This is a genomic window from Wolbachia endosymbiont (group A) of Volucella bombylans (assembly GCF_964026965.1).
Classification (GTDB): Bacteria; Pseudomonadota; Alphaproteobacteria; order Rickettsiales; family Anaplasmataceae; genus Wolbachia; species Wolbachia pipientis.
Map to the genome: position 1 here is coordinate 444,885 of NZ_OZ034717.1, position 25,726 is coordinate 470,610.

Annotated in this window: 16 protein-coding genes and 4 pseudogenes; 11 read left to right on the forward strand and 9 right to left on the reverse strand. The window is 35.9% G+C overall.

What is annotated here, in order from left to right; genetic code table 11:
* Positions 1 to 144 precede the first annotated feature (144 nt).
* Complete coding sequence (locus tag AAGD51_RS02245; RefSeq protein WP_341810389.1) at positions 145 to 1,527, forward strand: IS66-like element ISWen3 family transposase; 1,383 nt, start codon at positions 145 to 147, stop codon at positions 1,525 to 1,527.
* On the opposite strand, the gene dusB is transcribed toward AAGD51_RS02245, so the two are convergent.
* Both dusB and AAGD51_RS02255 read right to left on the reverse strand, forming a co-directional pair.
* On the reverse strand, positions 1,524 to 2,450 hold the full coding sequence (gene dusB, locus AAGD51_RS02250; protein WP_341810486.1) for a tRNA dihydrouridine synthase DusB: 927 nt from the start codon (positions 2,448 to 2,450) through the stop codon (positions 1,524 to 1,526). The genes AAGD51_RS02245 and dusB overlap by 4 nt on opposite strands.
* Before the next feature lie 5 nt (positions 2,451 to 2,455).
* On the reverse strand, positions 2,456 to 4,387 hold the full coding sequence (locus tag AAGD51_RS02255; protein WP_077188476.1) for a Ulp1 family isopeptidase: 1,932 nt from the start codon (positions 4,385 to 4,387) through the stop codon (positions 2,456 to 2,458).
* 143 nt (positions 4,388 to 4,530) lie between these two features.
* Between AAGD51_RS02255 and serS the strand changes: the two genes are divergently transcribed.
* Positions 4,531 to 5,808: a serine--tRNA ligase gene (gene serS / locus AAGD51_RS02260; protein WP_077188478.1), complete on the forward strand. Its 1,278-nt coding sequence runs from the start codon at positions 4,531 to 4,533 to the stop codon at positions 5,806 to 5,808.
* Between the two features lie 34 nt (positions 5,809 to 5,842).
* Positions 5,843 to 7,114: a phosphoribosylamine--glycine ligase gene (purD, locus tag AAGD51_RS02265; protein ID WP_077188477.1), complete on the forward strand. Its 1,272-nt coding sequence runs from the start codon at positions 5,843 to 5,845 to the stop codon at positions 7,112 to 7,114.
* 636 nt (positions 7,115 to 7,750) lie between these two features.
* On the opposite strand, the gene AAGD51_RS02270 is transcribed toward purD, so the two are convergent.
* On the reverse strand, positions 7,751 to 8,764 hold the full coding sequence (locus AAGD51_RS02270) for a hypothetical protein (protein ID WP_341810487.1): 1,014 nt from the start codon (positions 8,762 to 8,764) through the stop codon (positions 7,751 to 7,753).
* A 413-nt stretch (positions 8,765 to 9,177) separates the two neighbouring features.
* Between AAGD51_RS02270 and AAGD51_RS02275 the strand changes: the two are divergent.
* Positions 9,178 to 9,735: pseudogene (locus AAGD51_RS02275) on the forward strand (ankyrin repeat domain-containing protein); the annotation flags it as partial.
* A gap of 8 nt (positions 9,736 to 9,743) precedes the next feature.
* Here the strand turns inward: AAGD51_RS02275 and AAGD51_RS02280 are convergent.
* Positions 9,744 to 10,755, reverse strand: a protein-coding gene (locus AAGD51_RS02280) for an IS630 family transposase (protein WP_236514338.1) whose coding sequence is annotated in 2 segments (ribosomal slippage) — positions 9,744 to 10,292 and positions 10,294 to 10,755 — 1,011 coding nt in all. Because the reading frame shifts where the segments join, the coding sequence is not laid out codon by codon here.
* 144 nt (positions 10,756 to 10,899) lie between these two features.
* On the opposite strand from AAGD51_RS02280, the pseudogene AAGD51_RS02285 reads away from it, so the two are divergent.
* Both AAGD51_RS02285 and AAGD51_RS02290 read left to right on the forward strand, forming a co-directional pair.
* Positions 10,900 to 11,732, forward strand: a pseudogene (locus AAGD51_RS02285) (IS5 family transposase).
* Between the two features lie 22 nt (positions 11,733 to 11,754).
* Positions 11,755 to 11,942, forward strand: a pseudogene (locus tag AAGD51_RS02290) (IS4 family transposase); the annotation flags it as partial.
* Positions 11,943 to 12,083: 141 nt separating this feature from the next.
* On the opposite strand, the gene putA reads toward AAGD51_RS02290, so the two are convergent.
* The 3 genes from putA to secB all read right to left on the reverse strand — a co-directional run bounded on the left by putA (position 12,084) and on the right by secB (position 18,462).
* Complete coding sequence (putA, locus tag AAGD51_RS02295) at positions 12,084 to 15,224, reverse strand: bifunctional proline dehydrogenase/L-glutamate gamma-semialdehyde dehydrogenase PutA (protein WP_236514422.1); 3,141 nt, start codon at positions 15,222 to 15,224, stop codon at positions 12,084 to 12,086.
* A 134-nt stretch (positions 15,225 to 15,358) separates the two neighbouring features.
* Positions 15,359 to 17,944: an aconitate hydratase AcnA gene (acnA, locus tag AAGD51_RS02300; protein WP_236514421.1), complete on the reverse strand. Its 2,586-nt coding sequence runs from the start codon at positions 17,942 to 17,944 to the stop codon at positions 15,359 to 15,361.
* A gap of 14 nt (positions 17,945 to 17,958) precedes the next feature.
* Positions 17,959 to 18,462, reverse strand: coding sequence for a protein-export chaperone SecB (secB, locus tag AAGD51_RS02305; RefSeq protein WP_006279761.1), 504 nt, complete (start codon positions 18,460 to 18,462; stop codon positions 17,959 to 17,961).
* Positions 18,463 to 18,626: 164 nt separating this feature from the next.
* On the opposite strand from secB, the gene AAGD51_RS02310 reads away from it, so the two are divergent.
* The 5 genes from AAGD51_RS02310 (at position 18,627) to AAGD51_RS02330 (ending at position 23,865) form a co-directional block, all read left to right on the forward strand.
* A complete protein-coding gene (locus tag AAGD51_RS02310) occupies positions 18,627 to 19,277 on the forward strand; it encodes a Tim44/TimA family putative adaptor protein (RefSeq protein ID WP_006279762.1) in 651 nt (216 codons plus the stop codon).
* Between the two features lie 17 nt (positions 19,278 to 19,294).
* Entirely contained in the window at positions 19,295 to 19,990 is a 696-nt protein-coding gene (dnaQ, locus tag AAGD51_RS02315; RefSeq protein WP_006279763.1) for a DNA polymerase III subunit epsilon, read from the forward strand.
* Positions 19,991 to 20,034: 44 nt separating this feature from the next.
* Positions 20,035 to 20,643: an SCO family protein gene (locus AAGD51_RS02320; protein ID WP_236514420.1), complete on the forward strand. Its 609-nt coding sequence runs from the start codon at positions 20,035 to 20,037 to the stop codon at positions 20,641 to 20,643.
* Between the two features lie 208 nt (positions 20,644 to 20,851).
* Positions 20,852 to 23,239, forward strand: coding sequence for a DNA topoisomerase (ATP-hydrolyzing) subunit B (gene gyrB, locus AAGD51_RS02325; RefSeq protein WP_236514419.1), 2,388 nt, complete (start codon positions 20,852 to 20,854; stop codon positions 23,237 to 23,239).
* Positions 23,240 to 23,436: 197 nt separating this feature from the next.
* A complete protein-coding gene (locus tag AAGD51_RS02330; RefSeq protein WP_236514418.1) occupies positions 23,437 to 23,865 on the forward strand; it encodes a transposase in 429 nt (142 codons plus the stop codon).
* Here the strand turns inward: AAGD51_RS02330 and AAGD51_RS02335 are convergent.
* Positions 23,840 to 24,672, reverse strand: a protein-coding gene (locus AAGD51_RS02335; RefSeq protein WP_236514306.1) for an IS5-like element ISWpi1 family transposase whose coding sequence is annotated in 2 segments (ribosomal slippage) — positions 23,840 to 24,303 and positions 24,303 to 24,672 — 834 coding nt in all. Because the reading frame shifts where the segments join, the coding sequence is not laid out codon by codon here. The genes AAGD51_RS02330 and AAGD51_RS02335 overlap by 26 nt on opposite strands.
* Before the next feature lie 57 nt (positions 24,673 to 24,729).
* Positions 24,730 to 25,665: pseudogene (locus AAGD51_RS02340) on the reverse strand (terminase); the annotation flags it as partial.
* Positions 25,666 to 25,726: the final 61 nt, after the last annotated feature.

The window sequence follows — 25,726 nt, forward strand, 5'->3', positions numbered from 1 at the left end:
GTGTGTCTCTTGACCAAAAAAGCCAATAATATTTTCTTTCACTTCTGTGCTATCTGTCATGTTATTGTATCCGTTCAGCGGAGTGGCAGAATAAGGTAGACAAGGTGATCTAAAAAGATAATCATAGAGCAAAAGTGAAATAATATGGTAAACCTTTTAGAACTTTGCAAAAATTTACAGCAAAAAATAGAAAGGTTAGAAGCAAAAATAGAAAGATTGGAAAAAGAGAATGAAAGTTTAAAAGCAGAAAATAAGGCTTTAAAGATAGAAAATGCTGAGTTAAGAGAAAGACTCGGTTTAAGCTCAAAAAATTCATCAATACCAAGTTCCAAAGAGTTGTATAAAATAAAAAAGAATAAGCCGAAAAGCGAAAGGAATATTGGCGGTCAGGTTGGTCATAAAGGAAGTTTTCGCGCCAACATGGATGCAGATAAAGTAGTAAAGATAGAGTTGCCTAATACTTGCGAATGCGGAGGAGAAATTGCAATATGTGAAAAACCATATATTCATCAGAAAGTTGATCTTCCAGAAATCAAGCCTTATGTAGTGGAATATCAGTTAGAACATGGCCGTTGTCGGAGATGCGGAAAGAGAAGAAGTAGCAAGTTACCGGAAGGTGTTACGCCAGATACATTTGGTCCAAGGGTTAAGTCAATAATTGCAGCGTTCAGCGGATTCTACAAAAATTCAAAACGCGAAATAGCGAGTGTCGTAAATGATATCTTCAATTTGAACATAAGCGTCGGTAGCATATCAAATAGTGAACATAGAGTTGCTTCAAAATGCAAAAAAATGTATGAGCAGATCGAACAAGAGATAAGTAGGAGTAAAGTTCTACATATTGATGAAACGAGCCATTATAACAAAGGTAAACTCGCTTGGTGTTGGATGTTTGCAAGCAATACGGCAAGTTTTGTAAAATTTACAGAGTCAAGAGGAATGAAAGTTTTACAAAATAGTAAATTCTGCAATCGCAATAGCTTGGTAATAACTGACAGGTATGCAGCATACAATTATTTTGCCGATAAAAACAGGCAAATCTGTTGGGCACATTTATCAAGAGATTTTGAAAGATTAGCACATAGTTGGAATATTGAAGTTAAAGTTCTGGGTTGTTACTTGAGAAACGTGGCCACTGAATTATTTGCACTAAAAAAAGCTTTACTAAAAAGTGAGATAGATGTTTTGAGGTTTGTCAGACGTGCCAGAAAATTAAGAAAACGTACAAAGTATTACTTGAAGGAGATATCTCGTTTACCTGAAGCAATTGGAGCCTCTCGAGTTGCAAAAAATGTTCTGAGATCTGAAAGAATGATGTGGAAATTTTTAGATGACCCAGAAAATATTCCGCTGACAAATAACCACGCTGAACGGCAAATTCGGCATTATGTCGTTTATCGCAAAAACTCATATTTTACACAATCAAAGCGGGGAAATACATTCCTTGAGCGGATAATTTCATTATACTTAACTTGGAAACAAAGGAGTCTCAATCCTTTCCAAAATCTCCTATCTATTGTTTCTTAAACCACTCTCCTGAACGGATACATGTTATTTACTCTCACACGAAATTCAGATGAGCCTTGAAGCCCGCTACTGTACCAACCTATGTGTTTGCGGGCCATCTTTATTCCTGTGTCATTTCCATAGTACTCAAGAATATTGTCGTAATGCTCGAGTATGATGCTTAATCTCTCTGAAGCTGTTGGCTCAGAAGTTTCACTTCCACTGAGAAAGTTCATTGCTTGATTAATCAGCCAAGGTTTACCGTAGGCACCACGACCTATCATCACTCCGTCTGCTCCAGATTCTTTGAGAGCATTCTGAATATCATTTAAATTTTTAATATCGCCATTTACTATAACTGGGATTTTTACTTGCTCTTTAACATTTCTAACGAATTTCCAATCTGCTTGACCGTTATAAAGCTGTGCCCTTGTTCTTCCATGTACAGTAATCATCTTTGCTCCTAAGTCTTCGGCAATTTTCGCAAGTCTCGGTGCATTGCGATTTTCATCGTTCCACCCGGTGCGCATTTTCACTGTAACTGGCACATTCACTGCCTTGACCACAGCTTCAATTATCTCAGCGGCTTTTTTCTCATCACGCATTAGCGCTGATCCTGCATAACCGTTTACAACTTTTTTAACAGGGCAACCAAAGTTTATGTCTATAATTTTTGCTCCCATGTCCTCGTTTAATTTTGCAGCCTCCGCCATAACATCTGGCTCACACCCAGCAAGCTGCACAGCAGTTAATGCATCGACTTTTGCTTTTTGCAGACTCTGATGAGTTTGCATAATCATAGCTCTGCTTGCAATCATTTCTGAAACTAACAAACTTGCACCAAGTTTCTTCACAATACTTCTAAACGGATAATCAGTCACTCCAGACATTGGAGCTAAAATAACTGGAGAATCAATTGTCAAATTTCCTACTTGTAGGGACATATATTCTATGTGTTCAAACCTAGCGCATTTACACATACTGTTACAACACTTTGTATAGCCGAACTTACTTTTTCCATAAGAGAAGGCTCTACCTCTACTATCTCAGCTCTCTCATAATGACCAGGTGCCAAGTATACCGTTTCTTGTTCTTTATTTCCCCATAGCTCGTTGTTCTGCTGATAACCTTCATTTATCATTCCCGCATTTGGCAGAAACAATGTATTTACATCATTACCATTATTTTTATAGTAGACGTCAATTTCAATATTAGCCAGCGAAGCTAAGATAGAAATTTCTTCTATGAAAACATGGTAACTTTGGCTGCTGATTGCCTCTAGATAAGATCTATAAATGGATTTGCCATTGAGAAAAGAATTTGCTGCAGTATCACTATTATAATTTCTATCATATTTTCTTTCACTAATATTGAGATTACTAGCACTAATGCTTCTTAAATCACCTATAACTTCATTTTCTTTTAATGTCGTAAGACAACATAACTTTTTTATTAATTTATTAGTCTTTTTTTTGATCTTCTCTACCCGTCTGTTTGTATGCTGAACCAAATCTTTTATTGAGTCCGACATACCAATCAAATGATTTGGATTTTCTAAGAATGCACCAAAAACTTTCTGCATCTGTCCCTTCAATAACTCAGGCATCCTTGGATTATTCAAAGAGTTAAATTGACTTAAAAATTTGTGCCATTCCATTCTCATATCTTGTGCTTTTTCAGTTTTATATTGACCAGAGCTATTATCACCAAATACCGCATGGAAAAAGCAGTTGCCATCACCTGTAGTATTATATTGAACAATTTTTGTTTGCTTACTTTCTACTGAATCTAAACTTACTCCGCTATCTTTACGACTTATATTTCCTGGACCACCTAATACAGGGCTTGGCGTGCCAGCCCTGCTTTGTTCATCCTTTTTCAACGCTTTTGCAAATTCTTTTCTCTTCTCTATTAATTGCTCTGAGCTAAGTTCATATTTTAGCTGATCATCAATTTCATCAAACGATTTGCCTGCTTTCAGCATATCTGTAATTTTCTTAGCATTCTCTAAGGCAAATATTCCACAATTATACTTATCATCTTGTTGTTTAGCTTTTGAGTTTCTAATACTACTATTGTCTATTCCTAGAGTTTTCTGTAGCGCACTTGATACCTCTTCTGGTAATGGTTCACCAAATGAATCGCAATAGCAAGCTCTAAACTTTTCACTCTTTTCGTCGTAAGAAACACCCAGTGTTACCCAATGGTTTCCATTTAAATTAAGGATTGAAGTGAACACTAAATCACTACCCTCTCGTTCTACTTTATTTTTATATTCTTTTAGTTCTTGCTCTAAAGATGATGTAGAGTCAGGACAAGCAAAAATCACACCTTCAGAAGTATCTTTTAAGCCTTTTTTATTTTTGTGTGCTATCCACCCATATTTGCTTTTTACAATATCTCTAATATCAGTAGTAGTTAATTTGTAATTATAATTCTTTTCTTTCTCTGTTTGATGTAAAAAAGAATTATTATCTATAGCTATTTCCGATGTAATAACACCACTATCCCTATCAGGAGTTTTCGGTCTTGCTTGCTTTTCTGGAGTCTTGCCTTGCAAATCTTGTAGTTCTGTATCTTTTTCTTCACTCTTTTCCCCCTTTGAAGCTCTTTTTCCATTAATATAGTTCTTCGCTAAGTAAAATAAAGGTTCAACAACCATTTTGTATGCTACTGTAAGAATTATTCCCATTAAAACCCAAACTACGGGGTTAGAGATGAGCATAGCAAGTGGAAAGGTCAATAGAGGGGATCCTATTACCGCCCCTAAACAGCCAGCAGCGAATGTGGCTGCTAGGCATACACAAGTAGCGTAGATAACGAATTCCTCACCAGCAAAGTAAGTGCTCTCTTTCTGATTATTTTTTGTAATGCCCAACATACTACACCCTATGAACGCTAAGTTAATTAAATTTTAACAAATTCTAACAAAAAAATCAACCATAATAATTTTAGTAGTATGAGAAAATATTGAATATTAAGAGCTTTTGGAGTACAGTAACAATGTTAGTAATAGCACAATATATGCACGATATAGAATATATACGCAAAAACCCTGAAGGATTTGAAAAGGCAATGAAAAGCAGGGGAATTAGAGAATCTACTGCGGAAGAGATATTAGAAATCGATCACGAGAAAAGATCATTAACCACTAAACTGCAGGATTTGAATAGGCAGCGCAATGAAATCACAGAGGAAATAAAAAAGCTTAAAATGAGCAAGAGCCCCTGTGAAGAGCAAATAGAGTTGTCAAAAAGCATCACAAATGAGATAGAGGCAATCAGCTTAAAAGAACAAGCAGAAAAGGATAAGTTAGTGAATGTTTTATCTAACTTGCCGAATATTCCTGCGCAAGATGTGCCAATAGGCGCAGATGAGAACTCTAATTTAGAGGTGAGAAGATATGGAGGAAAAAGACAGTTTGATTTTGTACCAGAATCTCATTATGAACTCGGAGAAAAATTAGGTTTAATGGACTTCGAACAAGCGGCGAGAATTTCCGGATCAAGATTTACGATATTAAAAGGACAGTTAGCTAAGCTTGGACGAGCGCTAATAAATTTTATGCTTGAAATGCATGTTAATGAATTTGGCTATACTGAGCTGTACCACCCGACTTTGGTGAAAAACGAGGCTATGTATAATGTTGGTCAGCTACCGAAATTTTCTGACGATTCGTATTTAACTACCGACGAATTGAGGTTGATTCCCACAAGTGAAGTGTTTTTAACAAATTTAGTTGCTGACAAAATAATGGAAGAAAAAGAACTGCCTATTCGCTTTACTGCATATTCGGAGTGCTTTCGTAAAGAAGCAGGCAGCGCAGGGCGAGACACGAGAGGTATGATAAGGCAACACCAATTTGGTAAAGTGGAATTGGTTAGTATCACAACTGAAGACCAATCAAATGATGAACTTGAGCGCATGACGAGTATTGTTGAAGAGATATTAAAAAAACTAGAATTACCGTATAGAGTAATGCTACTCTGTAGTGGTGATATGGGTTTTGCTGCACAAAGGACTTATGACATAGAGGTATGGTTACCTGAGCAAGATAAATATAGAGAAATATCAAGCTGCTCAAATTGTGGTGCATTTCAAGCAAGAAGGATGAACACTAAATACTCTTCAGAAACTGATAAAAAGATGAAAAAATATATTCACACTTTAAACGGCTCAGCTTTAGCTATAGGAAGAACGATTATTGCCATAATGGAGAATTATCAAAATTCTGACGGGTCGATTGCAATACCAAACGTGTTGCAAAAATACATGAGTAATGATACTGTTATAAGCAAATAATAATTTTGACATATAGAAAAGCGAGGAAATAAAGATGAAGGTTCTGGTTATAGGTTCTGGTGGGCGTGAGCACGCTCTACTTTGGGCTCTAAAAAAATCTCCTATCTTGACTGAGTTATATGTAACTCCTGGTCGCCAGGCCATGGAAAATTTGGGAGTTCTTGTGGATGTAAATATTCAAAATTCAGTGGATGTTACACAATTTTGCAAGAGAGAAAATATAGAGTTGGTTGTTATTGGTCCAGAACAACCAATAATTGATGGGCTTGCTGATGATTTAGTTGCAGAGGGAATAAATGTTTTTGCTCCAAGTCAAGCAACTGCAAAACTTGAGGGATCGAAGTCTTTCACCAAGGGACTATGTAAACGATATGGTATACCAACTGCCAAGTACGAGTGTTTTGTTGATGAAGGGTTAGCTAAAGATTTTGTACGTAGCAATAAAATAAAGTTTCCACTTGTAGTGAAAGCAAATGGAATTGCAGCAGGAAAAGGGGTGGTTATATGTAATACAGAAAGCGAAGCTTTTTCAGCAATAAATTCAATGCTAGTGGAGAAAAAATTTGGTGAATCAGGTGAAGAAATAATCATAGAAGAGTTTTTAGTTGGAAAAGAAGTAAGTTTTTTTGCTCTTATTGATGGGTTGAAAGTAGTAACTCTTGGGTGTGCAAAAGATTATAAGAGAGTTGATGAAAGTAATGAAAGCCAAAATACTGGAGGTATGGGGTCGTACTCATCACCTTCAATTATAAGTAAGGACATGGAGCAAAAAATTATCCAAAAAATAATATACCCTACAGCTCAAGCATTGGTTAACATGGGTACGTCTTATAAAGGAGTACTCTTTGCTGGTTTAATGATTTGCAAAGATAGCCCAAAACTTCTCGAGTATAACGTTAGATTCGGTGATCCAGAAACGCAATCTATATTACCTAGATTTGATTCAAATTGCGATTTGTTAAAATTGATGTTGTCAGTTGCAGAAGGAAAGTTAAATGTCAAAATGGTGGAACTTAACAACAAATCTACAGTTTGTGTAGTTGTTGCAAGTAAAGGCTATCCGGGTGATTATCAAAAGGGAGAAGTAATTAAAGGATTAGATAAGATTGAAAGCATTCCTGGTGTGTTGGTGTTTCATGCTGGTACTAAATTCGATGAAAGTGGTAACTTAGTTTCCGATGGCGGAAGAGTGCTAAATATAGTAGCAGAAGGGAGCACTATAGAGGAAGCCAAAAGTAAGGTGTACTCAGCATTAAATTTTTTAGAATGGCCAGGGGGCTTCTTCAGATACGATATCGGTAGTTAATGTTAGCTGTCGGTTAGCAGGTGGTTCACAGAAACGAAAAACTTCCTTGACAAACTCCGCCAGCCCCCTTATCATGAAACTGAAGCTATTGTATTTGCTTTCGCCAATCTGCAGATTAAAAGGTAAGGATTACTTAATGTATCGGCGTCTTATGTTCAATTTTTTGCAGTATATAGATACTGTATGTCTTTACAAAACTTCATCTACATCTAGATTTTTATCTAAATAAGCTGAACGCGCTTATAAAGCGTTACAAGACATCAAAAAATGCCAATACTCGACAGAGATAGTAAAAGACTAGCTAACTCGGGGATTCTTTGTCTTTTTTTCTGCTTGGTAAATTTCTTAAACATTTGCAGCATAGGTTAGTTGCAATTAAAAGCAGCTAAATCTTGCTTGTCAAGCGTTTAAAACATAAAAAACGCCAATATTTTAAAGCAGATAATAACCCCAGGGCTTCTTTTGCCTTTTTTTTTATTTGGTAAATTTCTTAAATATTTATGGCTAAACGACAATCGTCATCCCGCTACTTGTTAGCGGGATCTAGAGATACCGCGGCGGTATGACGTAGGGAAACCTTTCTTGGGTTAGCTATAAAACTAATCAGCATCTTGTTTAGCACATATAAATTAAGTTTCACAAATATAGTGCTAAACCTTGAAAATATGTTATAGCTACTTCTTCCAATTTAGTGGTGGGTTTTGACAGTACACATGTTATTTTACTAGCTACCAACTCAAGTGTCACAGAAGTTGCAATCATTTTAAATGTCACAGAAGTTGCAATCACTGCATTTATATTCTGTACTTTAACATTTACTCTACTTTCTATTAGAGGCTTTACCCCCCTTACATCATTACGTACAGCAGTATGATTTATTTCATTTTCAATTCCACTACTATGCTGCAACAAGATATCCCCATTAACTTTTATTTCAACATTTTTGTCACTACTACCATTGTTAAAATTTAATCCCTCATCTCTTCTACTTTGTCTTTTTTCTTTTAATTTTAATTCAGTTTCTCTTTTATCAAGGGTAGGAAATGGGATGTGAGTTTTTTCCTGACCATCTTGATTTATATCTCTTGTTGTATTAAAAGCTTCGTTGCTTTTACATGATATTGTATAAGTAAGTGGTGTGTAGATTTTTTCTTCACTATCTGGATATTTTATAGTTGTTGTTGCGTTAAGAATATCTTTCAGAATACCGTTTTCTTTAGAGACTTTTAAAGTTTCTTCAATAGTTTTGCTATTTTTACATAATATGGCATAAGTAAGTGGTGTGCAAGTTTCTTCCTGACCACCTGGATATTTTATAGTTGTTGTTGCGTCAAGAATGTCTTTCAGAATACCGTTTTCTTTAGCTACTCTTAACATTTTCTCAACAGCTATACTATCTTTACGTAGTATAGCATAAGCAAGTGATATAATAGTTGGTTCTTTACCCCGATGTTTGCTTACTTCCGTAGTAAGAATCCTTTGTTTTTCCTTTTTAGATATTTTTTCTAGTTCTTCAGCAATGCTACTTTTTTTGCCTTTTATTTTTGATGCTAATTTTAAAATACTTTTTTCATCTTTCTCTTTCAATTTCGAATCGTTTACCTGATGAGTCATTTTTTTTCTCAAGGTCTTTCTTATTAAACTAAGCATAACATTTTCTCTCTTCGTGGTTATAATATTTGCTTTTATGAATCAGTTGTGTTGATAATGTATTAATTGCATAGTTCAGACATTGTTTTATAAAGCAAAATTTTAGTAGACCACCTTACAAGAACGTTTCTTGCTAATTCTGAATCCGAAAAAAGGACGCAGTAAAGTTATTTGTAAGGGAAGAATGAAACTTGTAGCTATAGCTAAACTGACTTACGATAATTTGAAAAACCGTCATCCCGCTGCTTGTTAGCGGGATCTAGAGATACCGCGGCGGTATGACGGTTCGCAGTGGTATGACGGTTCGCGGCGGGATGACGATAAGCTCGTCATCCCGCTACATTAATATTGTATTAATAAAAACTTAATAATAATCCTTAATAATATATGAACTAACATGTTCGCAATTTCGTATGACAGAGGAAACAAAAGATGGATATGCTTCCTTATACGTTGCAATTCAGGAAGGTAATATTGAAGCTGCAGAACTACTAATAAAATGTGGCACAAACGTCAATGATCATTATGAACGCAATCGTACGCCACTGCATATTGCCATCGGACGCAAACAATTAGAAATAGCAAAATTGCTGATAAAAAATGGAGCAAACGTTAATGCAAAAACTCAAAATCATGGTAAAGATGATCTAACACCAATGCACTTTGCAGTTTTTGCAAATACGCCAGAATTTATAGAATTACTAGCTAGCCATGGTGCATTGATTAATGAAAGAGAAAGTACCGAAGGGTATACTCCTCTTCACTTTGCTGCTTTATATGGGAACAAAAATATAATACAAGCCTTAATTGATAAGGGACAAGATATTGAAGATGTGGACAATAATGGGCGAACAGCTCTGTTTTTAGCTGCTAGGCAGTGCACTGAAGCAGAAGATGATAGCAGAATAGAAATTATCAAGTATTTGATAGACAAGCTCAAAGCAGATGTAACAAAGAAAGACAATAATAATACCAATTCTCATTGTTGTCCAGTCAAATAGGAAACATTGCAGAGTTGTTTAATTGTGGAGCTGGCAAGAGAAGTAATAAATTTGCACAAAGCACCCTCAAGTAGAGCAATTGTATCGTATATTTTATTGCGCAAAATGTTCTGTTTTATATATAACCAAAGCCTCTCAACAGGATTTAGCTCAGGTGAGTATGGAGGTAGGTATATAATGTCGATATTTTTAGGTACCTTTAAATTTTTTGACCTATGCCAACTAGCACAGTCCATAACGAGAAAAGCCTCTCGTGTTTCTAGATATTGCGAAATTTGCTCAAGAAATATGTTCATGCAATCAGTGTTGACATTTGGTGCAAATAAGCTAGAACTCTCTCGATTTCTAGGATTAACTGCACTATAGAGATAGAAATTTTGCCTACCTAATTTTGTTTTAACCTGTGTTCTAATCCCCTTTTTAAACCACCCATGTCCAACTTTTGAATGTGTGCCAAACCATGATTCATCAAAGAAAAATAGCTCTTTTTCTGGATACTTGCTAATAGCTCCATTGAGATTTTTTTTTGAATTCCTCTTGTTTGCTTTTATCTTGTCCATTATGAACTGGTCTTGGTGTAATATATGAGAATTTCATCTTTTGCATATGGCGGTGTACTGTAGATTTGCTGATATTTAATCCGAACTTTTCCTGGATTCTTATTCTCATTTCTTTAATGGTGATATTAGGATTTTCTTCTATCCACTCTTCAATTTGCTGTAGTTGAGCCTGATTTAATTTAGTTTTTCTACGACGTTGTGAAGGAGCAAACAGTTTTTCTTCTCTGCCAATTTTCAAGAGTTTTACCCACGAAGTTAGTGCGCTTCTTGAAATGCAATATATTTTTGCTACAGCCGTTATACTGTACTTTTTTGCTGCAATTACAGCATTTAGTTTTTTTGAAACATATGCATTATTCCTTACTTTCTTCAGCATTTCTTTTGCTGATTCTACTACTTTTTCATCCAATAATTTTGATCTTAATGCCATTTAAACCTCGCTATTTTACTTACTTCAGTATGGCTTTTCTTCCATCATTGTCCATCTGTTTGCCCTGTAATGGGAATTGGTATCAGAGGTTGTCCGGAAACAAGTAAAAGGCTATAATATCTGAAATTTTAGTACGGGGTAAAGATGAGAAAAAAGTATCCAACAGATCTAAGCGAAAGGGAATGGGCAAGAATAGAAAAACACTTCAGAGTATCATACAAGAAAGGAGGAAGGCCGCCAAAGTATAGCAAAAGAGAAATATTAGAAGCAATTTTCTATGTATTGCGTACAGGGTGTCAATGGCGGTATTTACCAAATGATTTTCCGCTATGGAAGACTGTGTATGAGCAGTTCAGGCAATGGAAGAAGCAGGGAATTTTTGAGAAAATGAATTATGAAATTACAAAATATAGTAGAAGAAAAATAGGAAGGAATGAGCAGCCGAGTGCCTGTATAGTAGATAGTCAATCTGTAAAGACTACAGAAAAGGGGGGATCAAAGGCTATGATGGAAGTAAAAAAGTAAAGGGTAGAAAAAGGCATATAATTACAGACACTCAGGGTTTTATACTAGGTTGTTACGTAGGCGCTGCTAACGAAAATGATAGAGATGGTATTAAAATAGCATTAAACAATATGAGAACAAAATATACTAAAGTTAAAAAAATGTGGGCTGACATGGGATACCAAGGAAGAAATTTAAAGAATCACATAAAGGAAGAATATGACATAGATATTGAAATTGTTACAAGGCCTCCATGTAGATTTTGGGTGCACAAAGATACGCCACCTGAGCTACTACCAACAAGAGAACAAGGGTTTAAAGTACAGCCAAGAAGATGGGTTGTAGAAAGGACTTTTGCTTGGGTTAATAGGAATAGAAGGCTATCGAAGGAGTATGATTTACTCACAACATCCACTGAGAATTTCATATACCTAGCTATGAGTAGGGTTATGTTAAAGAGGGAATATGCTTGAATTTACTAGTTTCCGGACAACCTCTGAGTATCGTTTAAATTTTTCAGTTTTATTTAGTGTAATGAGACAGAAACTCTATCAGGTACTTATTGCACCAAAAAACTTTCAAGCCCTTTTTAAGTATACGCGCTAAAGTTAAAATCCGACCGGGACAGCCGCAATAAAGTAGATAAGCCTAAACGCCATCATGTCTTTAGGAGAGTTTGCTAATGAAAGTTCTTAAGTTGACGCCATTGGCTGAACGGATACGATTTATTTCAGTGCATGAGCTGGTCCTTTTCGGATTTTAGCGCTGTGTACATAACTGCACGAACGTCTAGTTTAGGGGTAAGAAAAATTAGGGCCTGCAAATTAATCCAAACACATAAGTGTAGTGTTACCACCAAATGCTGTAGTGTTAACACTTACAACTTTTTCTGTAGAAAAACGCTGTAAATAATGAGGACCACCAGCTTTTGGCCCAGTGCCAGATAGTCCTCTACCACCAAATGGTTGTATCCCAACTGCTGCACCTATCTGGTTACGGTTGATGTAGACATTTCCAACTGATATTTTTTTACTTATAGTGTCAATTTGACTTTGTATACGACTCTGCAAAGAAAACGTAAGCCCATATCCAGTACTATTTATATCACTTATAACTTCATTTAATTGTGACTTGTTAAAACGTATGATATGTAAAATAGGACCAAATACCTCTTGCTTTAATTGCGAAATTTTTTGTATCTCATAAATATATGGAGGAAAGAAATAACCATTATGAGAATTTGTATCCATGGGTACTTTAAATAACAGATTTGAATCTTCATCCTCTGACATTTTTTGCGTATGTTGAGTGAGCATATCGATAGATGCTTTATCAATTATTGGACCAATATCAGTACTAAGTTGTATTGGGTCACCAATCTTGAGTTCTTGCGCTGCACCGCATATCATTTTTATCTGCTTCTCTGCTATGTCCTCTTGAATAAACAGCACTCTAAGCGCAGAACAGCGTTGACCACTGCTACGAAACGCAGAAAGCAAAGCATCCATAGCCACTTGCTCTAAAAGAGCAGAGCTATCAACTATCATAGCATTGAGCCCTCCTGTTTCAGCAATAAGTGGCACAATAGGACCATCCCTATTTGCAAGCATTTTATTGATTATTTGAGCAGTTTGTGTTGAGCCAGTAAAAGCTACTCCGGCAATTCTATTGTCTGGAACTAATATTTTGCCTAAATATCCACCATCCCCAGGAATGAGGTGTAACACATTCTTTGGTATCCCAGCTTCATGTAGTATCTTAACAGCTTCGTAGGCAATAATCGGCGTTTGCTCTGCCGGTTTTGCCAGCACTGCATTACCTGCTGCAAGTGCAGCTGAGACCTGCCCAATGAAGATAGCGAGCGGAAAATTCCACGGTGATATGCATAAGAAAACTCCTCTGCCTTCAAAAAAGATGAAGTTATCTTCACCTGTTGGGCCCGGCAATTTTTTCCAGTCGCTCAGTTCATTTTTTGCTATCATTGCATAATAACGCAGAAAGTCGATTGCCTCTCTTACTTCTGCTATTGCATCGGATAAAATTTTTCCTGCTTCCACAATCAGAATGTAAATTAACTCTTTCATCCTTTCCTCAAGCAAATCTGCAGCTTTTTCAAGGCATTTAGCGCGCTCTTCTGCTGAAACATTCTGCCACTTAGCAAAAGCACTATGTGCTATTTCAAGAGCGTTTAAAGCTTGATCGCTTGTTGCACTTGACACTTCTCCAATTACATTTTCCAAATGTGCAGGATTCACTACTTCGATAAATTCAGCATTATCAAATAGTGCTTTTCCATCAATTATTGGTCCAACTTGCCACTTTTTTTCACTAAAACCCTTTATATCATCTGCAAATTGTGAGACTATCACAGAATCACTAATATCCATCCCCAAGGAATTTTTTCTTTCTGGTCCCAAAATATCTTGTGGTAATGGAATGCCTGGATGAGGTTCATAATTAAAATTTATAGCTTTTTCCAGTGGATCTGAAATTAACTCATCGATTTTAACGTTAGGATCACTTATTTGATTAACAAACGAACTATTAGCTCCATTTTCAAGAAGGCGTCTTATAAGATAAGGCAACAAGTCACTATGTTCCCCAACGGGTGCGTAGACACGACAGCTAACATTTGTTGCAAGCTCTGACATTGCATAATCATATAAGTCTTTTGCCATTCCATGTAAGCGTTGAAATTCAAATCCAGGGTGGTTTTTATCAGCAAGTTCCATGATAGAAGCAAAAGTATAGACGTTATGAGTTCCAAAGCATGGGTAAAAGCTGTTTGGTTTACTCAAAAGTTTCTGTGCGCACACGAGGTAAGATACGTCAGTATAGCTTTTTCTTGTAAATACTGAGTAATCATTTAATCCCAATTCTTGCGTACACTTGATTTCTGAATCCCAATATGCACCTTTTACAAGCCTCACCATAATTTTATGATTTGATCGAATAGCAACATCCTCTACAAAGTCAAGAACAGATAAAGCACGTTTTTGATATGCTTGTACAGCCAAGCCGAGCCCTTCCCACTCAGAAAGTGATTCATCAAGCCGTAATTGTTCAAACAAGATTAAGGAAATTTCAAGCCTTTCTGTTTCTTCTGCGTCTATGCATAGTGAAATGTTGTATTTTTTTGCCTCGCGGCAGAGCTCTAAAACCTTAGTGAATATCTCACCAGCAATTCGGCCAAATTGACTAAATTCATAACGTGGGTGTAAAGCAGAAAGTTTGATTGAAATTCCATGGGATTTAAAACAATCATTTATTTCAGTGGATTCACCTATAGCTTTTATTGAGTGCATGTATGAATTAAAATACTCTTCTGCATCCTCAGTTGTGTGAGCAGCTTCGCCAAGCATATCAAAAGAGTATAAAAACTTACTATTGTCATCTAGTTTTGCGTACCTTAAAGCTTCTTCTATGGTTTCTCCAACAACAAAATGATTACCAAGCATAGACATTGCTTGTTTTACTGCTTTGCGAATGATCGGTTCTCCTAAATTCTTAAGTAACTTAGAAATTGCGTAATAGAACTTCGAATCGCCTTCATTATCTCTCAATATACTGCTACCTATCATCAAGCTCCATGTGGAAGCATTAACAAACAACGAAGAAGAGTGCCCTAAATATTTATTCCATTCCTGATTGGCAATTTTATCTTTGATTAGCTCGTCTATTGTATAATCATCTGGTATTCTAAGTAGTGACTCAGCAAGACACATAAGCGCTATTCCTTCATCATTGGAAAGCGAGTATTGCTGCATAAAGGAATCTACAATACTTAATTTATTGTGTTTGATTTTTTCAATAACTTGTTTTGCTATATTATAAATTCTATTTTTTGAATCAGCCGAAAGCTCTGCTTTTTCTACAAGATAACGTATATAACTCTTTTCATCAGTACGATAAAATCCTTGTAAACGTTTTCTGAGTTCATTAGGTTCTTGTATAGAGCTTATCATATATAATTATCTCCAAAAAATACTCCGACACCATATGTATGGTGAAATTATATCATAACTTTGCGCAGAGCAAATTGCTATTTACAAAGGGATCAGGGCTGGCTAAAAGAAGTCCATGCAATAACTTCACTAAATCAAAAAGATTGTGCAAGTATGTAGCTCAACACTCCACCACACATCAAGTATTTAGTCTCAGTTGCGGTTTGTACACAGCATTTGAGTTGAATTGATTGCCTTGAATTATCCTTTCTTTTGATGATACATTCTAGATTTCCACTCGGCACTATTTCACCTTTTATGCTTATTACCTCGCTACCATCAAATATCTTTCTGGTTATTCCATTTTGGAATATAAGTGGAAGAACACCCATACCAACTAAGTTGGACCTATGTATACGCTCAAAGCTTTCTGCAATTACAACTTTAATCCCCAACAATAAAGTACCCTTTGCTGCCCAATCCCTACTTGAACCTGTGCCATACTCCTTTCCTGCCACAATGATGAGAGCTTCCTTGTAGCGCATCGCCGCATCAAAAATTGGCATAGTTTCTTGAGAAGGAATATATTTTGTATATCCACCTTCGGTGCTAACCATTTCATTTTTTATTCTAATGTTAGCAAAAGTCCCACGCATCATTACATTGTGATTACCACGACGAGATCCATATGAATTGAAATCCTGTGGTTCAATTCCAAGCCCTTTTAAATATAGACCGGCAGGACTACTCGAGGCAATATTTCCCGCAGGGGAAATATGATCAGTAGTTATGCTATCGCCAAACATTGCTAATATTTGTGCACCCTTTATATCGATTTTATTATTTTTAGGTGATAAGTTATCAAAATAAGGCGGATTTTGTATGTAAGTGCTGTTTGCATCCCAATTATAGATTTCACTTTTTTCACACTTTATCTTTCGCCAATGTTCATCACCAGAAAAAACATCCTTATACTTTTGTATGAACATCTCACGTGTTACCACACTTTTAACACAATCTTCGATTTCATTGTTTGTTGGCCATATATCTTTGAGATAGACATCATTTCCATTCTTATCTTTGCATATTGAATCTTTTGTCAGATCAATTTGCACAGTACCAGCAAGTGCATATGCAACAACAAGTGGCGGAGATGCCAAGTAATTAGCTTTGACTAACGGATGAATTCTTCCTTCAAAGTTACGATTGCCAGATAAAACTGCAGCAACGGTTAAGTTTTTGTTTTTAATGCCATTTTCTATATCTTTATTAAGTGGACCAGAATTCCCAATGCAAGTTGTGCAACCATATCCAACTAGATTAAAACCCAAAGCATTTAGATCTACCTGCAATCCAGACTTTTCTAAATATTCTGTTACAACTTGTGACCCTGGAGCAAGAGAAGTTTTAACCCAAGGCTTTGATTTTAATCCAAGTTTAATTGCATTACGAGCTACAAGACCTGCAGCAATCATCACACTTGGATTTGAGGTATTAGTGCAGCTTGTTATTGCTGCAATAACTACACTTCCATCTTGGAGTTTATCGCTTTCCTTTGACTCATTAACTGAAAATGATTTAGAAAAAGACTCTGCCACTTGTGAAAGAAAAACCTTATCTTGTGGTCTTTTAGGACCAGCCATTACTGGCTTCACGCTCGATAAATCAAGTTCTAGTGCGTCAAAAAATGCTAACTCATTATTGCCACGCCACAATCCTTGCTCTTTCGCATAAGCCTCAACTAACTTAATCAGCTTTTCTGGTCGCCCTGTTAAATGTAAATAATCGAGTGTTTTCTGATCAATTGGAAAAAACCCACAAGTTGCACCATACTCTGGGGCCATGTTTGCTATAGTGGCTCTATCTGCCAAAGATAAATAATCTAAACCATCACCATAAAATTCTACAAACTTACCAACAACGCCTTTTGTTCTTAGGATATTGGTAACCGTCAGCACTAAATCAGTCGCAGTTACTCCTTCCGGCAATCTGCCAATTAATTTAAATCCAACTACTTCTGGAATCACCATACTAATTGGTTGACCAAGCATCACAGACTCAGCTTCTATGCCTCCAACACCCCAACCAAGAACTGATAATCCGTTAACCATTGTAGTATGGCTGTCAGTACCAACTAAAGTGTCAGGATATATGACTCCATCATTATTACACACAACTTGCGCTAAATATTCAAGATTCACTTGGTGGCAAATCCCTGTGCCAGGCGGCACTACTCTAAAATTTGTGAAGGACGATTCCCCCCACTTTAAAAATTGATATCTCTCCAAATTTCTTTTTACTTCTAGCTCAACATTCTTACTGAATGCGGAAACACTTCCATAACTATCTACTTGAACAGAATGGTCAATCACAAGATCAACCGGTACAGACGGATTTATGTTGCTCGGGTTTCCTCCATTTTTCTTAACATAGCTCCGCATTGAAGCTAGATCAACAACAGCAGGAACCCCTGTAAAATCTTGCATCAACACCCTTGCTGGTTTATAGCTAATTTCGTGATTAGTGTGTTTATTAACGCAGTCTGCTAGCACTCTTATGTCATCCAGCTTTACGTTTACTCCATCTTCATTGCGCAATAAATTTTCAAGCAGAACCTTAAGTGAGCAGGGCAATTTAGTCACATCTATTCCTAAAAATTCACTAACACTACTTAGGCTAAAATAGTTGTATGACTTCCCGTCAATGTTTAAAGTCGTTTTTGCGTTTAAAGAATTATTCATCAAGTTACATCATATTAGTTAAAATTGGAATTACTACCGTTACTTTTTTGTTGTTGACCTTGCTGCTCATACATAGTTTCAAAATCTATAGGATCTAGCATCAGTGGGGGAAATCCACCACTACTTGTAACTCTTGCAATTATTTCTCTTGCAAAAGGGAAAAGAAAAGTAGGTCCGCCAATAAACAAAGCTTGTCTTACCTCTTCCTCACTCAACTCTTTTAAATTTTCTATTGAAAAAATACCACAATATTTCGTCTCACAAATGAAAGCTACGCCATCTTTTATGCCTTCATCTTTTACCGTTGCTTTGACTTCTATATGCAAAGTAATTTCATGGAAAGATTTTTCTTCATTCACTTCTTCTTTGTTTTTCGTCCCTTCTAATTTTGCTGAATTGATATTAACCATTACATTAATATCTGGAGCTTTACTAGAAGAAAGGAATGGCGAATTCGGATTCTCAAATGATAGATCTTTAACATATTGACCGTGAATTCTCATTTTTTGTTGTGGCATTTCTTACGTCTCCTTTAATTAAGTTGAGATATTTAATACTTTCTTATATAATATATTCATTTACAAACGAATAGCAAACCTGATTATAAGTTGATATGAAAAACATATTTTCATTAATAATTAATAATGTTCGGATACTTTATATGCCAAGGAGTTGAGTTACTATGATAGAGCTTGTAATATATGCTTTATTAGCGGCGTTCATTTTTTCACGTTTGTATAATTCTTTAGGAAGGTCAGCCAACCTCAACCTAAAAAAGCTAACTAATGTATTGGATGTAAGCCGAAGTAGAGAAGATGTAGTAGAAAACATTGAGGGTTACATTGATAGCAATGATGAAAATTCAATAAAAGTTACTTATAAACAAATATTAAAAAAAAACAAAGATTTTTCTATTTCCCACTTTATAGAAGGTTCAAGCATAGCTTTTGAATTAATAATAAAATGTTTCAATCAAGGAAATTTGTCTCAGTTAAAACCACTTCTCGATAAAGACTTATATGATAATTTTGCAGAGAAGATTAAACATCGTAAAGAGGTGCACGAGTCTATAATTGTTTCTATTGTTTCACAAAAGATTTTAGAAATAAAGCTAGTAAAAAACGCAGTGTTTATTGCAGTATATTTCCTTTCAGAGCAAATTAACTTCGTTAAGAATAATAAAGGGGATATCATATCAGGTAGTACATCCACCATTAATAAAGTTGAGGATGTATGGCAATTCAAAAAAAATGTTAATTCATCAGACCCAAGCTGGTTGCTTGTTTCTATTCACTATAAAAAGACAAGTAACGATAAGACAAATGACAAGTAAGATGAGTTTTTTTTGAAATGGAAAGCAAGCTACGCGAAATAGTACTTGACACTGAAACGACAGGTCTTGACACTGGATCTGGTCATCGAATTATTGAAATAGGGTGTGTGGAATTAATTAACCGCATTCCAACAGGTAAAGTATTCCATCGGTACCTTAACCCAGAAAGAGATATACCTTATCACTCATTTAAGATTCACGGTATTAGTGAAGAATTTTTAGAAGATAAACCATTATTTTCAGATGTTGCACTTGAATTTCTTGACTTTATATCTAATGATATTTTGGTAATTCACAACGCTGAATTCGATGTTAAGTTCCTTAACATGGAGTTAAGCAAGCTGAATGCTGGGTTAATTTCCTCAGATAGAGTGCTAGATACATTACCTCTTGCGAGGAAAAAATTCGCAGGATCACCTGCTTCTTTGAATGCATTATGTAAGCGTTTTGATATATCGCTAGAGAATAGAGAATTGCACGGAGCACTAGTTGATGCTCAATTGCTTGCAAAGGTATATGTTGAACTTACAGGAGGGTTACAAACCTTTCTGTTTGATAATGAATGCAATCAGGACAGTAACTCTACATTCGTTCAGCATAAAGTGCGTAATCTAACTCCCAGAGAACATTCACCAAATAGTGAAGAAATTGATGAACATAAGAAACTGTTAGACAAAATTAACAATACACTTTGGAATAAATGTATTGAATAGATCAACCAATAAAGATACAATTTAATTTTACTGAGAGCATTCTAATGGTAAGGTTTGTAAGATTGTTATCTAATGTGCTAGCAGCATTAGCAGTTGTTTTTTTAGGTTATTGTTATTTCACTAAAAAAGGCATATTTGCCCCAGTAGCGATTCACAACGCAGAAGTTAAGATAGGCGGAGATTTTTCTTTAATTAATCAGGACGGACAGATCCTGCGCAGTAGTGATTTTAAAGATAAATACATGATGATTTTCTTTGGGTTTTCCTCATGCAAAAGAACTTGCCCTATGAACCTTGGAATAATTTCAGAAACACTTGCAAAGTTAGATGAGAAAACTAACAACAAGCTACAAACATTTTTTATCACAGTTGATCCTGAGCGCGATAGCACGGAAAGACTTAAAGAATTTCAGCAGCAATTTGACCACAGAATACAAATGTTAACTGGTGAAAGAGAAAAAATAGACGAAGTAGTTGCGAAATACAAAGTATATGCAAGCAAAGTTGGTGGAGAAGAAGAAATCAACCATTCTTCGATAATATATCTTATTGGCCCTGGAGGAAAATATGTTACACACTTTGCAGCCGATTTAAATTCAGACGAAAGTCAATCTGATAAGATTTTGGCTGAGATCAGAAAATACGTAAACTGAATTATAGATTCTTCTGTTAATTACGCAACTGCATGAGCGTTATAATTTAATCTCCACCTGGAAGACACATTGGAATGACACTATTTGCTGTCTTCAAAAATAAACATTCGTAAAATTGTGCTTTTAATATGGGTTATCAGTTTAAAAATGTTGCTAATCAGCATATATGAATGTAATATTAATTAACATTCATAAACGAAGCAATACCATGGAAAATAGTTATAATGCCGATGCAATAAAAATCTTAAGGGGTCTTGATGCTGTAAGGAAACGTCCAGGTATGTACATTGGTGACACTGACGATGGATCTGGCTTGCACCACATGGTATATGAGGTTGTTGACAACGCAATAGATGAGTCTTTAGCTGGATATTGTGATAAAATTGAAGTTAGTATAAATGCAGATGGTTCAGTATCTGTAACTGATAATGGTCGTGGCATTCCAACTGACATTCATGAAGAAGAAGGAATATCAGCAGCAGAGGTAATAATGACTCAACTCCATGCTGGTGGTAAATTTGACAGCAATACCTATAAGGTTTCTGGGGGATTACATGGTGTTGGAATCTCAGTTGTGAATGCATTATCAAGCTGGTTGGAATTAACTATTTGGCGCAATAAGAAAGAACACTTTATGCGTTTTGAAGATGGTGAGTCTATTGAACCTTTAAAGGTAGTCAACGAAAATACAAACAAAAGAGGAACTAAAGTCACGTTCATGCCATCAACAGAGACTTTTAATGGCATTAATTTCAGTTACTCAACGCTTGAAAGTCGTATAAGAGAATTAGCATTTTTAAATTCAAATATCGACATTACTTTACGTGATCTGCGCAATGAACCATATACAGAATCTCATTTCAATCAGAGCAATCAATCTAAAGACAATTTTGGTACAGCAAATTTTGTGCAGTATTTAGATAAGAATAAGACACATGTAACTAAAATTGCCAGTATGAAAGGAGATGCAGAAGATCTTGGCATCAGCTTGGAAATATCGATGGAATGGAATGATTCCTACTATGAGAATATGTTGTGTTTCACTAATAATATACGGCAACGAGATGGTGGTACGCATTTGGCGGGATTTAGATCTGCACTAACTAGATGTATCAATAACTATGCAACTAATGAAGGGTTTTTAAAGAAAGCAAAAGTAAATTTAACTGGAGAGGACGTTAGAGAAGGTTTAACTTGTGTTTTATCTCTCAAGATGCCTGACCCTAAGTTTTCTTCACAAACAAAAGATAAACTAGTTAGTTCTGAAGCACGTGCAGTTGTAGAAAGTATAGTTTCTGATAAATTGAGCATAATCCTTGAAACTGATCCCAAATTGGCGGCAAGCATAGTAGAAAGAGCAATTAGGTCAGCAAAAGGAAGAGAAGCCGCAAGAAAAGCACGAGAGCTAGTTAAAAGCAAAAACAATATTGATATTGCAACTCTGCCAGGAAAGCTTGCTGATTGCCAGGAAAAAGCCCCTGAGTTATCGGAATTATTTATAGTAGAGGGTAATTCAGCAGGTGGTACTGCAAAGCAGGGGCGTAATCGTAAAACACAAGCAGTGCTTGCCTTAAGAGGAAAAATTCTAAACGTAGAACGTGTAAGTTTAGATCGTATTTTTTCATCTGCAGAAATAGGCTCTTTAATTACTGCAATTGGTGCTGGAATAGGGAGTGAACACTTCGATATTGAAAAAGCTAGATATCATAAAATTATCATCATGACAGATGCAGATGTTGATGGTTCACATATAAGAACTTTGATTCTGACTTTCTTTTTTAGACACATGCGTGAAGTTATTGAAAAAGGCTACTTATACATAGCACAGCCACCCCTCTATAAAGTTACAAAGAATGCTAAAGACACTTATATTAAAGATGACGAAACTTTTGAAGAGTATATAATAAACTCAGCAGTTAAAAGATTAACACTAAGTAGTACAGCTACAGAATTTAACGATTTGCGCCTTATTTTGAATAAATGCGTTAGCATTTCTAATATTAGCAAAAATTATGATAGAGAAATACCACAAAATCTCTTAGAGTCATTGCTAATTTTAAGTAAAAAGAATGCTCTATCATCGGCTGATGAGATATTAAAGTATTTGAAGTTAATGTACAGCGAATACACTTGGGAAGTGGAAATAAAAGATGAAGAAAAAGAAATTCATATCTCTAAATTGTTTCAAGGATTGGCAGACAAATATATATTTGCACTTAGTATGCTTGAAGGCAAAGATATGCAAAACATATTAAGTTTGCTTGATGGTATAAGTAATTTATTTAATGGTGATTCATTTTTAAAGTCACAAGAAACTGAAATAAGAATCACTTCTCCAAGTACGCTTGCAAAAATAATAATGGACTATGGTAAAAAAGGTTTAACTCTGCAGAGATTTAAAGGTCTTGGTGAAATGAATGCTGATCAGCTATGGGATACTACGTTAAATCCTGAGGCTAGAACTTTACTAAAGGTTGAAATAAAAGATTGTGAAGAAGCTGATTCCATATTTTCAATACTAATGGGTGATATAGTTGAACCACGCCGTGATTTTATTAATAGCAATGCACTCAACGTGCATGATGTTGATATTTGAACTTTTAGCAAAATGTACGAACGTTACGGGTTTAAGCAAAGACTGTGTCATTCAAGTAGCTGACACTGGTTTCTTTATAACGGTGTCATTCCAGTGCTTGACACTGGAATGGCTTTGTTGCATCGCTCAAGTGAAAAGAACTGGCAGTTACTGACAAAATTCATTATAAATAGCGATTTAACTGTTGAAGAAAAAATATGCCACAAAAAATGAGGGTCAGTAACCATAGCGAATATAACAAATTTCTAGAAAAAAGAGGAAATATTTTTCATTATATCAACGAAGCCATAGAAAAGTGGTACGAGAATGGTCCAAAAATACCAGGTGGCAACAATATTTATAGCGATAAAGTTGTAATTTTGGTGCACATAATAACTTGTTTATTTAGAATAGGCCTGAGGCAAACAGTTGGGTTTATAGCAGGATACCTTGAGCAAATTGGGAAAAATTTGCAAGTTATCAGCTATTCACAATCATCAAGAAGGTTTAAGAAACTCAATATTAAGATCAATGATTGCAGAATTGATAAAAATAATATGGAAGATATCGAAATTGCTATAGACAGTACAGGAATTAGAGGTTGTCCGGAAACTAGTAAATTCAAGCATATTCCCTCTTTAACATAACCCTACTCATAGCTAGGTATATGAAATTCTCAGTGGATGTTGTGAGTAAATCATACTCCTTCGATAGCCTTCTATTCCTATTAACCCAAGCAAAAGTCCTTTCTACAACCCATCTTCTTGGCTGTACTTTAAACCCTTGTTCTCTTGTTGGTAGTAGCTCAGGTGGCGTATCTTTGTGCACCCAAAATCTACATGGAGGCCTTGTAACAATTTCAATATCTATGTCATATTCTTCCTTTATGTGATTCTTTAAATTTCTTCCTTGGTATCCCATGTCAGCCCACATTTTTTTAACTTTAGTATATTTTGTTCTCATATTGTTTAATGCTATTTTAATACCATCTCTATCATTTTCGTTAGCAGCGCCTACGTAACAACCTAGTATAAAACCCTGAGTGTCTGTAATTATATGCCTTTTTCTACCCTTTACTTTTTTACTTCCATCATAGCCTTTGATCCCCCCTTTTCTGTAGTCTTTACAGATTGACTATCTACTATACAGGCACTCGGCTGCTCATTCCTTCCTATTTTTCTTCTACTATATTTTGTAATTTCATAATTCATTTTCTCAAAAATTCCCTGCTTCTTCCATTGCCTGAACTGCTCATACACAGTCTTCCATAGCGGAAAATCATTTGGTAAATACCGCCATTGACACCCTGTACGCAATACATAGAAAATTGCTTCTAATATTTCTCTTTTGCTATACTTTGGCGGCCTTCCTCCTTTCTTGTATGATACTCTGAAGTGTTTTTCTATTCTTGCCCATTCCCTTTCGCTTAGATCTGTTGGATACTTTTTTCTCATCTTTACCCCGTACTAAAATTTCAGATATTATAGCCTTTTACTTGTTTCCGGACAACCTCTCAACCACTCTGGTTTAATTATACCACTTGAAAGCGGCAGAGGGTTTTGTTGATATTGAGCAGCAAAAGCGTAACTCCCAAGTTCAGCTTTTATTATCTCAACTTCTTCTTTTCCTCCATCGAGGGGATATAACAACTGACCTTCTTCTCTTGAATATAATATCCTTACAGGTGACGCTGGTTTATTATATAATCGCCTGGTCGCACAGTGCTGAGCTACTCGGATGATAGGAACGGGAGGTATTGGCTTTTTGATTGAATAAATAACCTGCTTATTTTCAGAAATCATTGGCAAACAAATATGATGCCATATGTTTTTTGGCTTGGAGAGAAGGTGTCCAGTTAAGTCCTCCTGGTGTAGCCTGTGCATTACAAGAACGATGACTCCTTTTTTTCTATCGTTCAGCCTGGTTACTAAAGTCTGATCAAACCAGTTTGTGGCACGCTTTCTAAGCGTTTCACTCAAAGCTTGAGCAGAACTGAGCGGATCGTCCACAATGATAAAATCACCACCTTCACCAGTTAGTGTTCCACCAACTGATGTTGCGATTCTGTATCCTCTCTGCACTGTTTGAAATTTATATTTGGTATTCTGGTCTTTGGATAGTTCTATCTCTGGAAATAGCGCTCTATACCAACTAGACTGCATCACGCACCTGGTGTCGAGTGAGTGCTTTTCGCTGAGCCGCTGAGAATAACTTGCAACTATTATTCTCGCAGTTGGTTGGTTTCCCAGTATCCATGCGGGCCACGCAACACTAGCGCACAGGGATTTCATTGAACGCGGAGGCATATTGAATATTATTCGTTTCACTTCACCAGCGCTCGCTGCTTCCAGCCTGTCTGCTATGACTTTTATATACTGATAATCGTTATACTCACACCCCGGCACTACCGTTTGAAAGCATAACTCAATGAATTTTAGAAAGTTCATGATACAATGTTGAAACCAACGCGTGACGCTGGGATGACAAAAAAAGGAGCACTGAAGGCTA

Coding starts and splice junctions, on each gene's coding strand:
- AAGD51_RS02245 (WP_341810389.1), top strand. CDS start 145: ATGGTAAACCTTTTAGAACTTTGCAAAAATTTACAGCAAAAAATAGAA.
- dusB (WP_341810486.1), bottom strand. CDS start 2,450: ATGTCCCTACAAGTAGGAAATTTGACAATTGATTCTCCAGTTATTTTA.
- AAGD51_RS02255 (WP_077188476.1), bottom strand. CDS start 4,387: ATGTTGGGCATTACAAAAAATAATCAGAAAGAGAGCACTTACTTTGCT.
- serS (WP_077188478.1), top strand. CDS start 4,531: ATGCACGATATAGAATATATACGCAAAAACCCTGAAGGATTTGAAAAG.
- purD (WP_077188477.1), top strand. CDS start 5,843: ATGAAGGTTCTGGTTATAGGTTCTGGTGGGCGTGAGCACGCTCTACTT.
- AAGD51_RS02270 (WP_341810487.1), bottom strand. CDS start 8,764: ATGCTTAGTTTAATAAGAAAGACCTTGAGAAAAAAAATGACTCATCAG.
- putA (WP_236514422.1), bottom strand. CDS start 15,224: ATGATAAGCTCTATACAAGAACCTAATGAACTCAGAAAACGTTTACAA.
- acnA (WP_236514421.1), bottom strand. CDS start 17,944: ATGAATAATTCTTTAAACGCAAAAACGACTTTAAACATTGACGGGAAG.
- secB (WP_006279761.1), bottom strand. CDS start 18,462: ATGCCACAACAAAAAATGAGAATTCACGGTCAATATGTTAAAGATCTA.
- AAGD51_RS02310 (WP_006279762.1), top strand. CDS start 18,627: ATGATAGAGCTTGTAATATATGCTTTATTAGCGGCGTTCATTTTTTCA.
- dnaQ (WP_006279763.1), top strand. CDS start 19,295: ATGGAAAGCAAGCTACGCGAAATAGTACTTGACACTGAAACGACAGGT.
- AAGD51_RS02320 (WP_236514420.1), top strand. CDS start 20,035: ATGGTAAGGTTTGTAAGATTGTTATCTAATGTGCTAGCAGCATTAGCA.
- gyrB (WP_236514419.1), top strand. CDS start 20,852: ATGGAAAATAGTTATAATGCCGATGCAATAAAAATCTTAAGGGGTCTT.
- AAGD51_RS02330 (WP_236514418.1), top strand. CDS start 23,437: ATGCCACAAAAAATGAGGGTCAGTAACCATAGCGAATATAACAAATTT.